General features: G+C 37.0%; 11 protein-coding genes. All 11 read left to right on the forward strand.

Annotated elements, in window-relative coordinates:
* Positions 1-8: 8 nt before the first annotated feature.
* The 11 genes from NQ560_RS05835 (at position 9) to NQ560_RS05885 (ending at position 14,819) form a co-directional block, all read left to right on the forward strand.
* The gene (locus tag NQ560_RS05835) at positions 9-1,541 is read left to right on the forward strand and encodes an MBOAT family O-acyltransferase (RefSeq protein ID WP_005331710.1); all 1,533 of its coding nucleotides are present in this window, start codon (positions 9-11) and stop codon (positions 1,539-1,541) included.
* Entirely contained in the window at positions 1,528-2,499 is a 972-nt protein-coding gene (locus tag NQ560_RS05840; RefSeq protein ID WP_005331708.1) for a hypothetical protein, read from the forward strand. The genes NQ560_RS05835 and NQ560_RS05840 overlap by 14 nt, the downstream gene beginning before the upstream one ends.
* Before the next feature lie 15 nt (positions 2,500-2,514).
* Positions 2,515-4,203, forward strand: coding sequence for a glycosyltransferase family 2 protein (locus NQ560_RS05845; protein ID WP_005331707.1), 1,689 nt, complete (start codon positions 2,515-2,517; stop codon positions 4,201-4,203).
* A gap of 10 nt (positions 4,204-4,213) precedes the next feature.
* Positions 4,214-5,917, forward strand: a complete 1,704-nt coding sequence (locus tag NQ560_RS05850) for a glycosyltransferase family 2 protein (protein ID WP_154104212.1) — start codon at positions 4,214-4,216, stop codon at positions 5,915-5,917.
* A 9-nt stretch (positions 5,918-5,926) separates the two neighbouring features.
* On the forward strand, positions 5,927-7,141 hold the full coding sequence (locus NQ560_RS05855) for a glycosyltransferase family 4 protein (RefSeq protein WP_005331705.1): 1,215 nt from the start codon (positions 5,927-5,929) through the stop codon (positions 7,139-7,141).
* Between the two features lie 2 nt (positions 7,142-7,143).
* Positions 7,144-8,022, forward strand: a complete 879-nt coding sequence (locus NQ560_RS05860; protein ID WP_005331704.1) for a glycosyltransferase family 2 protein — start codon at positions 7,144-7,146, stop codon at positions 8,020-8,022.
* Between the two features lie 104 nt (positions 8,023-8,126).
* Positions 8,127-9,530, forward strand: a complete 1,404-nt coding sequence (locus NQ560_RS05865; protein WP_040015353.1) for an undecaprenyl-phosphate glucose phosphotransferase — start codon at positions 8,127-8,129, stop codon at positions 9,528-9,530.
* Positions 9,531-9,568: 38 nt separating this feature from the next.
* Positions 9,569-10,717: an LCP family protein gene (locus NQ560_RS05870; RefSeq protein WP_005331702.1), complete on the forward strand. Its 1,149-nt coding sequence runs from the start codon at positions 9,569-9,571 to the stop codon at positions 10,715-10,717.
* 13 nt (positions 10,718-10,730) lie between these two features.
* Positions 10,731-11,648, forward strand: a complete 918-nt coding sequence (locus NQ560_RS05875) for a glycosyltransferase family 2 protein (protein ID WP_005331701.1) — start codon at positions 10,731-10,733, stop codon at positions 11,646-11,648.
* Between the two features lie 81 nt (positions 11,649-11,729).
* Positions 11,730-13,154 (forward strand): LCP family protein, encoded by a 1,425-nt coding sequence (locus NQ560_RS05880; protein ID WP_005331700.1) that lies wholly within the window; start codon positions 11,730-11,732, stop codon positions 13,152-13,154.
* Positions 13,155-13,205: 51 nt separating this feature from the next.
* Positions 13,206-14,819, forward strand: a complete 1,614-nt coding sequence (locus NQ560_RS05885; RefSeq protein ID WP_005331698.1) for a hypothetical protein — start codon at positions 13,206-13,208, stop codon at positions 14,817-14,819.
* Positions 14,820-14,867: the final 48 nt, after the last annotated feature.

The following is a 14,867-nucleotide window of genomic DNA, read 5'->3' on the forward strand; positions in this document are numbered from 1 at the left end:
AAATATTTATGTCATTAACATCAATAGAATTTCTGGTATTTGTGATTGTGGCAGTAGTTGGATATTATATCATTCCGAAACGCTGTCAATGGATGTGGCTGTTGCTTTTCAGCTACATTTATTATGCATCTGCCGGAATACAGTATTTAGGGTTTATTCTATATACAACACTTGTGACATATGGAACAGCGCTTGTAATTCATCGAATAGATCAGACAGATGAAGCACATAAAAAAGATGCGAAGCAAAAAAAGAAGGGCGTGTTAATACTTGCCCTTCTATTTGTGTTTGGTCTGTTAGGAGTATTGAAGTATACGAATTTTATTGTACAGAATATTGATCAGTTATTTCATACAGATTTTGGCCCATTTCATTTATTACTTCCAATTGGATTGTCTTTTTACACATTTCAGTCAGCAGGGTATATTTTAGATGTTTATTGGAACCGTTGCGAACCGGAAAAAAATGTATTTCGTTTTGCTTTGTTTGTTTCTTTCTTCCCTCAGATTTTGCAGGGACCGATTGGCAGATTTGACCGATTGACAAAGACCTTGTACGCAGAACATGAATTTGACTGGCAGAGAATTGAACGTGGTGTTCAGCGGATAATTTGGGGATTTTTTAAGAAAATGTTGATTGCAGATACAGCAGCAGTATTTGTTGATGCAATTTTTAATCAGTATCAGACTTATAATGGAATTGCAATATTAGGTGTACTGGCATATTCTGCACAGCTCTATGCGGACTTTTCAGGAGGTGTAGATGTAGTTATTGGTGTGGCAGAATTATTTGGCGTAGAGATGGATGAAAACTTTAAACGTCCGTATTTTGCGGTTTCTATTACAGATTTTTGGCATCGCTGGCATATTACATTGGGAACATGGATGAAAGATTATGTATTCTACCCGGTATCATTATCTGGCTGGATGGGAAAATTCGGTAAATTCGCAAAGAAGAAGTTTGGAAAAACTTATGGAAGAGCATTACCAATCTGTGTAGCGAATCTGATCGTGTTCCTTGTGGTAGGAATCTGGCATGGAGCAGCCTGGAAGTTTATAGTATATGGTATTTATAATGGAGTGATTATTGCATTTAGTGGTCTGATGACAAAAAATTACAGAGAGTGGAAGAAAAAGCTTCATATTGACGATAAATCTACAGGCTGGCATATATTTCAGATTATCCGGACATTTCTACTTGTGAATATAAGCTGGTACTTTGATCGGGCGGACACAATTCCACAGGCTCTTACAATGATGAAAAATTCTGTAACATATTTTGAACCTGCACAGATATTAAATATACAGTTTGGGCAGATGAATTTAAAGTATACACCTGTATTTATTGCTGTGCTGTTAGTATGTTGTGCAATTTGCTTTGTAGTCAGTTTTTTACAGGAACGAGGAACGAAGATTCGACAGTCTCTTTCTACAAAGATATGGGTAATTCGTTGGGCAATTTATCTTGCAATGATTTTTGCAATGCCATTGCTTGGCAGAATGCCAGATACAGCAGGAGGTTTTATTTATGCACAATTTTAAAAAACTTGTCAGTCCGGTAATTTTGATGATAATTATTATTTGTGTGAATGAAATGCTTTGCTTTGCGGCAAAACCGTATAGCTTTTTTCGATTTGATATGCATAATCTGGAAAACGGCGAGGAGTACACAGATATATTTGTAGGAACTTCTCATGGAAAAGCTGCAATTGCGCCGGAAGTTGTAGATCAGTATACTGGCGGTAACAGTATCAATATGTGTCTTGGGGGCGAGTATCTTTCAGATAGTTATTTTATCGTAAAAGAAGCAATACGTGTCGGTCATCCGAAACGAGTGGTTTATGAACTGGATCCAGGTTATTGGGTGGCAGAAAAAAGCAAGGGTGCAGAATATAGAGAAATGTATGACGAGTTTCCAAAATCATTGGTAAAAGCAGAGTATTATCATCAACTGCTGTGGGGACAAGACTGGAGAATGACAATTTTTCCATGGTATCTTTGTAGAACCGGATTGAAAAACCCATTTGAAAGAATCAAGACAAAGCTTGGGGAAGCATATAAAAACTTTGACGATTCTTTCTGGAATAGTGATGTTCAGAACTATGGAGGAAAAGGGCATGTCAGTATTCACAGAACAGATGCCGTGAAGACAGAGGATAATTTGAAACTCTGGGACAGACAGGAAATTTTGCCGGAAGTAAAAGAATATTTTGAAAAACTTAAGAAATTATGCGAAGAAAATAATATAGAGCTTGTGGTAATTACAACACCGATTCCACAGGAAACAATGGAGAAGTATCAGGACAACTTTGAAGAGGCGAATGCATATTTTGCGGAATATATGGCAAAACAGGGGATTCCATATTATAATTACAATTATATAGATACAGAAAGTCTGGATAAATCGTTGAATGGATTTTCAGATTATGAAGGACATATGTATGAAGATGAAGCTGAAAGATTCAGCGCTGAGCTTGGAAAGATGCTTGCTGGAAAGTAGAGCTTTGAGAATCATATGGAAGGCAGAATGAATATGTCAGAATTTTGGAAGAATATAAATACTTATTATAAACGATATGGATTACATGCAACGATAGTCCGTATTATGGATAAATTGACAGGACAGTCTCGTGTAGATTATATGACATGGTATCAGAAAACAAAGCCGACAAAGCAGGTGCTCAAAATACAGCGAGAAACAACATTTCCATATATGCCGGAGATTTTGGTAATTGTGCTGGAGAATAAGAGTGGATTTCATCGACTGGCTGACTCTTTGAAAAATCAGACTTATTCAAGGTGGAAGCTTTGCAAAATAAGAGAATTAAATGATGTAGTGGAAATTCTGAAAGAAGCGAAAGAAGAGTATGTGTTGATTACGCAGCCGGAAGATGAACTTTCAGTGGATGCATTCTTTCAGTGTGTGAAGTCATTGAATGCAGACAGAACAATTGAAGCAATTTATTCTGATGATGATATAATAAAAAATGAGACAGAATATGAAGAACCAGCTATAAAGCCGGATTTAAATCTAGATATGCTTAGAAGTTGTAATTATATTCATAATTTTTTATTGGTAAAAAAGAAACTTTGCCAGGAATTGTTTGAGGAGTGTTTGGAAAGTTGGAATGGACAAATTGACTGGAAGTATGACTTTATATTTCGATGCATAGAAGAAAAACACTCAATCCATCATATTGCAAAAGTGTTGTATCACAGGAATGTAGAGCATGTTCAAGTGTGTGACGAACAAGAACGCAAAGCAATTGATATGCATCTGAAGAGAATGAATATAAAAGGGAATGTAGAAAAGACAGAGTATAGAGGGATTTATCGTGTCAGATATTCGATGGAAGAAACACCGCTTATTTCCATTGTAATTCCTAATAAAGATCATGTGGAAGATTTAAAAAAATGTATTGATTCTTTGGAAAAAAAGAGTTCCTATGACAATCGAGAATATATCATTGTCGAAAATAACAGTACAGAAGAACAGACATTTGCCTACTATAAAGAATTGGAAGCAAAATGTTCAAGAGCCAAAGTAGTTTATTGGAAAGAAAAAGGTTTTAATTATCCGAAAATCAATAACTATGGAGTGCAGTATGCAAAAGGAGAGTATATTTTATTCCTGAATAATGATACGGAGATCCAGAATCCGGATTGCCTTGAGGAAATGCTCATACATTGCAGCAGACCAGAGGTAGGAGCTGTCGGAGCCCGCTTATTTTATGAAGATGGAACAATTCAACATGTAGGTGTGATTGTTGGGCTCGGAGGAATTGCGGGACATCCTTATGCAGCCGAAGCAGAAGAAACGTTAGGGCATATGGGAAGAGTTCATATGATTCAGGATTTAAGTGCAGTAACGGCGGCATGTATGATGGTGAAAAAAAAGGTTTTCTTTGAAGTTGGTAAATTTGAGCCGGAGTATGCGGTTGCGTTTAATGATGTGGATTTATGTATGAAAATCCGGAAGGCGGGATATCTGATTGTTTATACCCCATATGCAAGACTGACACATTATGAATCTAAATCAAGAGGTTTAGAAGATTCTCGTGAAAAGGTGAAACGTTTTGATTCGGAGGTAGCACTTTTTGAAGAACGTTGGGGAAAGGAATTAGAAAAAGGCGATCCTAATTATAATCCTAATTTCAGGCTGGATGAAAAAGATTTCCGATTGAATGTACATGTCAGAAGGTAAGAATAAAAAGATGAATGTAAAGCAAATCAGCGAAAGATTGAATAAAGAGAATGTAAAAAAAGGTTTTGAATATATTCGTAGAAATGGTGTCAGCAGATTTTGGACGCTTGCGAAAGCAAAAGCTTTTCCGGCAGGAAAGAGTTATAAAGAGTGGTATGAAGAGCATTGCCCGACAAAAGAAGAGCTGATGCGTCAAAGAGAGGTTGAATTTTCTGTTCAGCCTCTTATTAGTATTGTTGTGCCGACATACCAGACTCCGATTCCTTTTTTGAAAGATATGATTGATTCGGTAAGAAAACAATCTTATGAAAAGTGGGAACTATGTATTGCAGATGGAAGTTTGAATGGAGATGAAAATGACACAAAAGTCATTCGTGTCAGAGAAGAATTGAATCGTTATTCCATGGAAGATAAAAGAATTAAAGTAGTTTATCTGGAAGAAAATCAGGGAATTGCAGAGAACACAAATCAGGCACTAGCGCTCGCTACAGGAGAGTATATCGGGTTATTTGACCATGATGACATGCTGACGCCAGACGCTTTATATGAGATTGTAAAGGCAATTAATGACTATGATTATGATGTGTTGTACACAGATGAGGATAAAATCTCAGAAAATAGTCACGATTATAAAAAGCCAGTGTTTAAACCGGATTACAGCCCGGAATTGTTATGTGCTAATAATTATATCACTCACTTTTTTGTGGCTAAAAAATCAATTGTAGATCGGTTGGAAGGATTCAGAAAGGAATATGATGGATCTCAGGATTATGATTTTATCTTTCGGTGTGTAGAACTTGCAAAAAACGTAGGACACGTTTCTAAAGTTTTGTATCACTGGAGGATGCATGGAGGCTCAGTAGCAGGAGATCCAACAAGTAAAATGTATGCGTACGATGCGGGCAAGAAAGCAATTCAATCACATTATGAGAGAGTTGGTATTCAGGCTAATGTAGAGCATATGGAGCGACTGGGACTATATCACACAGAATACAAGATGATAAAGCAGCCTTTGATATCTGTGATTATATATGGGGAAGATGATGAAAAAAAGAAAAGATGTTCAGAGTGGTTCAAAAGAAAAGATTATTCGAATTTGGAAATTTTAGCTTCTGCAGGAATAAGCGTTGAAGAAATTAATGCTCTTGCAGAAAAAGCGAGAGGATCTTATCTGTTTTTTGTTTCAGAAAATCTTGAGAGTGTAGAAAGAGACGCATTGCAACAAATGGCTGGAGTTTTACAGATACAAAATGTTGGTGCCGTGAGCGGAAAGGTGATTGGGCGAAAACATACTGTAGAAGATGTAGGAGTTGTGTTTAGAACAAATGGGGATTTATGCAAAGCGAATTATGGTATTGGAGATTGCGATTATGGAGATATGTTTCGGGCAAAAGTAATGAGCAATTATAGCATTTTATCTTTGAATTGTTTCATGACACACAAAAATACATTTGAAGAATTAGGCGAATTTAATAAACATTTTTCATTAAGTTTTGCAGCAGCAGATTATTGCTTAAAACTGAGAATGCATGGGAAAAGATGTGTCATGCAGGCATCAGTAGTCTGGGAATCAAAAGATGTGATGAAAACTGGTATGATCAATGATGAAGAACGTGAAAGATTTTATAAAGAATGGCAGGAAGTTTTAAGAATGGGAGATCCTTATTACAATTCTAATTATGCAAAACAGGGGGCACTTTATATTCTGGAGTAGGAGTAAAAAATGACAATACGAAATGTGATAGTGGTTTGCGATTATGCTTATATAGAAGGAGGCGCAGCCAGAGTGGCTGTTCAGACTGCAGTTGAGCTGTCGAAGCGAAGTAACCTGAAGGTTTATTTTTTTGCAGGTTGTGGTGAACCATGCCAGGAGTTAGTTCAAAGTTCTGTACAGGTGATTTCGCTGGGAATGTATGATCTGCTCGGAAATCCAAGCAAATTAGATGCTATGAAAAAAGGAATTTATAATCGAAAAGCTGGAAAATTGCTGGAAGATTTATTAAATACTTTGAAAGAAAATGAAACAATTATCCATGTGCATACATGGACAAAAGTGTTATCCAGTGCAATCTTTGCTATTGCGGATAAAAAAAATATACCAGTATTTTTGACTGTGCATGATTATTTTCTTACATGTCCAAATGGAGGCTGCTACGATTATGTAAAAAATGAAATCTGTGAGAGGAAGCCAATGTCTTTAAATTGTGTTGTTTGCAATTGTGATTCCAGACATTATTATTATAAAGTCTGGAGATGCATGAGGCAGTTCAGGCAGAATCGGGTTATGCGAAATTGCAAAAATATTCGGTATATATTTATATCTGAATTTGAAAAAAAGCAATTGGTGAGACGTTTTGGCGAACCTAAGTGGCAGTTTATGCTAAAAAACCCAAGTACATTTTCAGAAAGAAAACGAGTATTGGCAGAAAAGAATGAGATATATCTGTACATTGGGCGAGTATCTGAAGAAAAAGGAGTACCACTTTTCTGTGAGGCAGTAGAAAATGCGGGAGTAAAAGCAGTTGTAGTCGGAGATGGCGGATTAAAAAAAGATTTGGAAAAAAAGTATCCAGACATTACGTTTACAGGCTGGCTGGAAAAAGCACAGATAGATCAATGGATTGAAAAAAGCAGATGTCTGATATTTCCGTCAAGATGGTATGAGGGATCACCACTTACGGTACCGGAAGTTCAAGCTTATGGTATTCCATGTATCGTGACAGACTGCAGTGCGGCAGTTGATAATATTGTGACAGAAAAAAATGGTTTGATTGTAAAAGCAGATAGAAAAGAAATGTGCAGCGCAATTGCCAAGATGGCGAATGATGAAATCGTAGCGAAGATGTCATGTAATACATTTGAATTGTTCGATGAAAAAAGTTATTCAAATGATGTATACATTAAAAATCTGCTGCAGATTTATGAAAAGGGAGTCTAGAAATGAAAATTTCGGTCATTATCGTAGCTTATAAAAGTGGAGACATTCTTGTGAAATGTTTGGATTCTATTGCAAAATACAATGATATTGAAGATGAGTTGGAAGTGATTGTGGTAGACAATAGTCCAGAAGATGAAAGAATAGAACGAGATTTAGTAAAATCACAATATAAAAATTATCGATATATTCCATCGGACAATCGAGGATTTGGTGCCGGCAATAATCAGGGAGTAGATATATCAACCGGGGAAATCCTTGCATTTTTGAATCCGGATATTATTTTAATTGAACCAATATTTAAAAAAGTCTGGGAGAAATTCCAGAAGGAAAAAGATCTGATGCTCATGGGAGGGAAACTTTTGTTTGAAGATCTAAAACCGGGCTTTTCATTTTACTTTGATTACAAGCCTTCTATAATAAAAAAATGGTCATTAAAATTATGGAATCGGAAAGACCGTTATGATGAAAAGAACATGTATATTGCTGGGGCAGATTTGTTTGTAAGACGAGATGCTTTTTGTGAGGCGGGAAAATTTGATGAGAATATTTTTATGTATTATGAGGAGCCGGATTTGATTCGAAGACTTCGAAAGGTGCAAAAAGATTGTAAGATTGTGTATGAACCAGGAATTCGAATGATTCATCTGGAAAAGAAGAGTACGCCGATGTCTATGAATATGATTGGGCACGAAATGGATTCTTGTATTTATTATGGAAAAAAATATGGACTGGATTATAAGAAGAAGATTCGTTTTGAATACAGATATTATAAACTAAAAAGGATGGTTTATAAGGTATTGAAGAATCAAAAAGCAGAGCGTATGAATGAAATTATTCAATATTTGAATGAAAATTATATAAAAATATTACGTAAATATTAAAGAAATGTTAAGAATTATGCATCTGATTAGGGTTGTAGACAATTTAAAGATATAGTATAATTTGTAGAATAAAGAGCTATATTTTGAAAAGTCAGGTGAAAATTGTGATTAAAGATAATCAAAAGTTATTTAATAGATTACATGTGTTGATAGATGCACTTATTATTATATTTTCTTATGGAGCAGCGTGGTTTATCCGTTTTAAAAGTGGATTATTCGCGCTGTCTTCATGGTATCTTTCTTTGAGCCAATATATGAAAGTGCTAGTGTTTGTAGTACCTATCTATTTGATTCTATATTATGCGTTCCAATTGTATACTCCAAAGCGTGGACAGGGAAGAAGAATTGAAGCGTGGCATATCGTACAGGCTAATATTATTGGTCTCTTAGTATTTATTCTAATACTTTATCTCGCAAAAATGACAGATTATTCCAGAAAGATGTTGTTTGTATTTTTCTGTGTAAATGTAGTTGCTGAGATAGGGTTTAGAAATGTGTTACGATGGATTCTCAGAAAGTATAGAAAGCAGGGATATAATCAGAAACATATCTTGTTGGTCGGATATAGCCGTGCAGCAGAAGGATATCTGGATCGCGTGGTAACACATCCAGAATGGGGATATATTGTAAAAGGAATATTGGCAGATAATAAGCCTGAAGGAGAGGAATATCGAGGAATAAAGATTCTTGGCGGAACAGATAAACTGGCAGAAATTCTTCCGCAGAACCAATTGGATGAGATTGTAATTACGCTTGGACTGGCTGAGTATCATAAACTGGGACGGATTGTTAATATGTGCGAAAAGTCTGGTGTGCATACGAAATTTGTTCCGGATTATAATAATATTATTCCGACAAAACCGTACACCGAAGATTTGATGGGAATGCCGGTCATAAATATTCGACGGGTACCTTTGAATAATATGTTAAACGCAGTGGCAAAGCGTTGTGTGGATATTTTGGGAGCATTGGTTGCGATTATATTGTTTTCACCGGTAATGCTTGTTACTTCAATTATTATTAAAGTAACTTCACCGGGACCACTTATTTTTAAACAGGAAAGAATTGGAAAGCATAATCGTCCGTTTTATATGTATAAGTTCCGTTCTATGGTTGTTCAGGATGAAAAAGATGAAAAGAAAGGCTGGACGACGAAAAATGATCCACGTGTGACACCAATTGGAAGATTTATTCGTAAGACAAGTATTGATGAATTGCCACAGCTTTTTAATATATTAATAGGAGACATGAGTCTTGTCGGACCAAGACCGGAAAGACCGCAATTTGTTGAAAAATTCAAAGAGGAAATCCCAAGATATATGATTAAGCATCAGGTAAGACCTGGACTTACAGGTTGGGCGCAGGTGAATGGATACAGGGGAGATACATCTATTCAGAAGCGTATAGAATTTGATCTTTATTATATTGAAAACTGGACAATGGGATTTGATTTTAAAATTATTTTCCTGACATTTTTTAAAGGCTTTATTAACAGGAACGCATATTAAACAGGAAATGGGAAGACTCGAATAAGGGGAGTGGAAGTATGGATAGAAAGAGATTGAATAAAAGACAGCAAAGATTGGAACGTGAACGCAGGCTTAAAAAGAAACGCAGAAAAAGGATCATCATTATTATGGTTGAATTGTTAATCCTGGCAGGTCTTGGAGTTGTAGCTTATGGAATGTTCGTTATGGATAAGATGGATACGACTACGCTGAACACAGATGATCTTAATATTTATAAGAGTACAGGAGATTATACGAATATTGCATTATTTGGTCTGGATTCCAGAGAAGGCGAGCTGGATGGCGGAGTACAGAGTGACTGTATGATGATAGCCAGTATTAATAATAAGACCAATGAGGTGAAATTAATTTCACTCTATCGAGATACACTTTTGAAGCAGGAAAATGGGAAATATCAGAAAGCTAATTCTGCATACCGTATGGGAGGACCAGCCGAAGCAATTGCGCTTATGAATCGTAATTTAGATCTTGATATTGAAAAATATATCAGCGTCAACTTCAATGCATTGGCAGATATTATAGATGCGTTGGGCGGAATTGATCTCGATTTTACAGAAGATGAAATTAAATATACCAATATGTATTGCGATGAAACTGAAATTGTAGTAGGTCGTGAAACTTCCAGACTTAAAGGAGCAGGAACACATCACGTAGATGGTATTCAGGCAGTAGCGTATACGAGAATTCGATATACAAGCGGAATGGATTTTGAGAGAACACATCGTCAGAGAATTGTATTAGAAAAAATAGTTGAAAAAGCACAGAGTGCAAACGTGATTACATTGAACAAGTTGATTAATGAAATCGTTCCACAGATTTCTACAAATCTGACAACAGGTAATTTCCTGGCGCTTGCATCAAAAGCAACAAATTACAAACTTAGTGAGATGTCTGGATTCCCATTTGAAGTGACAACATGTGACAATGTAAAAGGACACAAAGGGTCTTATGTCGCTCCAGTTGGATTGGCTAAAAATGTAACAGAATTACATCAATTTTTATTTGGAAAAGAAGATTATGATCCTTCTGATGAAGTGAAAGAAGCAAATGATGCAATTATAGAATTGACAGGGGTTGATCCGGAAACTTATAAAGAAACTACAGACTTTACTTATAAGAGTGGAGGAGAAGAATCGGACACTTCAGAAAAGCAAAATAGTAAATAAAGGGGATTTTTAAATGCAGCTGGATGTAATTATTCCAACATACAGACCGGGAAGTGAGTTTAGACAATTAATTAGCAAGTTACAAAAGCAGGAATATCCGATTCATAAAATTATCATAATTAATACGGAAGTAGGAGAATTTCCACAAATGCTTGAATCAGAACCATATCAGATTGAAGTTACTCACATCAGACAAGAAGAGTTTGATCATGGGGGAACAAGAAATATGGGAGCTAGTATTTCACAGGCAGATATTGTTCTCTATATGACGCAGGATGCGATTCCGGCAGATAATCAGTTGATCGAAAGATTTGTGGAAATATTTAAAAGTAATCCAGAGATTGGGATTGCATATGGAAGACAATTGCCAAGAGAGGATTGCAATATAATAGAAAGATATACAAGAAGGTTTAATTACCCGGAAAAAAGCAGAATCAAATCAAAAGTTGATTTATCACAGCTTGGAATTAAAACATTTTTTTGCTCAGATGTATGTGCAGCTTATCGAAGAAACTATCTTTTGAGTGCAGGAGGATTTGAAGATCCAACTATATTTAATGAAGATATGATTTTTGCCGGAAAGAGGATATTAGCTGGAGATAAGGTGGCATATGTGGCAGAAGCGAAAGTGATACATTCACATAATTATACGGGAAACCAACAGTTTCATCGTAATTTTGATCTTGCAGTGTCACAGGCGCAACATCCGGAAGTGTTTGAAGGAGTTCCGTCAGAAGGAGAAGGAATCCGTATGGTAAAAGCGACTGCAAAATACCTGATCCGGAGCGGACAACCTTTAAGAATATGGAATTTGATATATCAGTCAGGATGTAAATATATGGGATATTTCTTAGGAAAGAGATATGAAAAATTACCAAAATGGCTCGTATTAAAATGTACATCAAGTCCAAAATACTGGAAAAAATCTTAAGAAACATAATTTCTGTTGAAATTTGTAAAAAAATAGGATATTATTAATCTGTTTAATTCTGTTCAAAGAAAGGAAGTTTCGATGGCTAAGAAAAGAAGAAGTAATCGTAAGGTACATAGAGGTAGAAGAAAAAAAAGAGGATTTTCTACCTGGTCGTTAGGTAAGAAGATTGGTGTGATTGCTGTTAGCATACTATTAGTACTCGTGATTGGTGGAGGAGCAGCGGCAGCGGCTTATGTGACCAGCAAGGTAGACAAGATGGAAGTCCAGAAGCTAGATGTGAATAAGCTGGAAATTAATAAAGAAGTAGAACATAAGACGGGATACTTAAATGTTGCGTTATTTGGAGTGGATTCCAGAGAGGCTTCTTTGGGAAAAGGTACCAGAAGTGATACAATCATGATCGCAAGCTTGAATCAGGAGACTGGAGAAGTAAAGATTAGTTCCGTATATCGTGATACGATTTTGCAACAGTCAGATGGTACATACAATAAAGCGAATGCAGCATATTCCTTTGGAGGAGTAGAAGAGGCAGTTGCACTGTTGAACAAAAATCTGGATTTGAATATTGAACATTATGTTGCAGTGAATTTTAATGCTATGATTGATGTGATTGATACACTCGGTGGTCTGGATATTGAACTTACAGAAGAAGAAGTTAAGTATACGAACATGTATTGTGATGAGACTGCTGTAGTAACAGGACGTCCATTTGAAGAAGACTTGGTTGGTGCTGGGGTGCATCATCTAGATGGTGTTCAGGCTACTTCTTTCTGTCGTATTCGTTACACGAAAGGCGATGACTTCAAAAGAACTGAGCGTCAGCGCTTTGTGATTGAGAAGATTGTAGAAAAATTACAGGCAGCTAATCTTGCAACAATCAATAAAATTGCAGACGACGTATTTGCAGAGGTAGGTACTAACTTTACATTACCGGAAATTCTTTCTTATGCAAAAGATTTTAAAAAGTATACATTGGGAGAGACTACGGGATTCCCATTTAATAAATCAACTGGAACATTAAGTGGAATTGGAAGTTCCGTACTTCCTACTGATTTAGCAGGAGATGTGCAACAGCTTCATCAATTCTTCTTTGGAGATGATGGCTACACCCCATCAGATGTTGTGCTGAGTATTGATGCAGGTGTTAAAAAGAAAGCAACTGATGTTGGTAAAGGTACAACAAAAGATAATGACAGTTATTACGATGACAGCTCCAACAGTTCTTCTAAGGGTTCATCAGGAAGTAGTTCCAATAAATCTTCAGGAACTTCAAGTAGAGGCTCCGGTAGCGGCAATTCCTCTGGCAGTGGAAGCTCCGGTGGCAGTAAATCAGACAGCGGATCAGGCGGCGGCTCCGGCAACAGTAGTTCAGGCAGTAGCTCCGGTGGCGGAAGTGAATCTGGCGGAAGCAGCTCTGGTGGCAGCAGTTCCGGTGGCGGAAGTGAATCTGGTGGCAGCAGCTCCGGCGGCGGAGAATCTTCCGGTGGTGAAAGTGCAGAATAATGTATAACCATTCTTAAAATACAGAAACTATAGAAAAAAGAGGTAAAGTACATGAAGTTTTTAAAGAAAGTACTGGCTGCAGTTGCCTGTGTATGTGTGCTGGCTACCAGCGTGACACTGACATCCCATGCAGCTGGCGGTAGAATTTCTTTTGCAGATCCGAGTACGGCTGTGGGAGATATGGTAGACGTAAAATGTGTTTTAAAATCCAGCAGTGGATCTCTTGGAAGTTCATCAGTAACACTTTCTTATGATGCCAGTGCATTGAAGTTTAATTCCGGCGATGGAGTGACCGGTGGTGATGGAACCCTGACATACTCAGGAGATGGCGGTTCTTCAGAAGTGTCATTTACCATGACATTCCAGGCACTGAAAGAAGGTTCCACAGAGATTACGGTAGCATCTCAGGATGTGAAATCCAGTTCTGGTTCAGAGGTTAAGTTGACAGAAGGAAAATCTACAGTGACAATCGCTGCCGGAGATCCTTCTAAGATCGTGGATGATACTCAGGCAGCAGAAGGTGCTGACACAGCAGCTAGTGGCGATGTTACAGTTGAGGTGAACGGTACATCTTATACGCTGAGTGATTTTGTAGAAGCTTCTGTTCCGGCAGGATTTACAAAGACAACAATGAATTATGAGGGCGCTGACCGCCCAATGGCTTATAACGAGACAAATGGTATTTACCTTGCTTATCTGACATCAGCGGATGGTAATTCCAATTTCTTCTTATATGATGATTCAAATGCAACATTTGCACCATATGAAGAGATTGATATTTCCGATACAACAACGATTGTTCTGTTAAGTGATACAAGTGTGAAGCTGCCATCTAATTATGTGCAGACAACACTGACGCTGAACGGACAGGAATTCTCTGTATGGCAGGATAATGACAAAGATGGATTTTATCTGATGTATGCTGTAAACAACAATGGTACGAAGAATTTCTACGAGTATGATTCTCAGGAGAATACGTATCAGAGATGTGATGTAAAGCAGGATACCGGAGCAAGCAATGCTAAGAAAAAGGCAAATGGCTTCTTTGACAAGATGCAGAATGTGATTGACGGACATTTTAAAGTATTTACGATTATCTTTATTGTTATTTTACTTCTTCTCATTATCCGTTTGATTGTGGTTCGTGTGAAGCTTCGTAACCGTGATATTGAGCTGGATGATCTGTATGATGAGTATGGAATTGACTTAGAAGAGGAAGAACCGGAACCGGCTCCGAAGAAAAAAAATAAAAAGAAAGCTCAGCCGGCTCCTAAGAAGGGCAAAAAGAAAAAAGTCGTAGACGAAGATGATTTCGATGACTACGATGATGACGAATTTGACGATGATGACGATTATGATGACGATCGTTATGATAGCAAGCGTTATGATGACGAAGATGATTATGCAGATGATGACTTCGAAGAAGAGGAATTTGATGAAGTCAGAGAAGCACCGCTTCGTACAGTGAAATTCGATGATTTTAATACCATTACGGATATGTCTTTATATGAAGATGAGAACTTCGAATCATTTGTGATGGATGAGGAAGAAGAGGATGATATGGTAGATGATTTAGATGATCTGCTCAGTGAGCGTCCGAAGGAGAGACGCAGCCATTCTGAGAAGGATGACACATTCCAGGTAGATTATATTGATCTGGATTAATAAGAGTGAAATGAGTAACCAGGGAGGAATGCATAATGTAAGATGCAT

This window comes from Dorea formicigenerans, from assembly GCF_025150245.1.
Lineage (GTDB): Bacteria > Bacillota > Clostridia > Lachnospirales > Lachnospiraceae > Dorea > Dorea formicigenerans.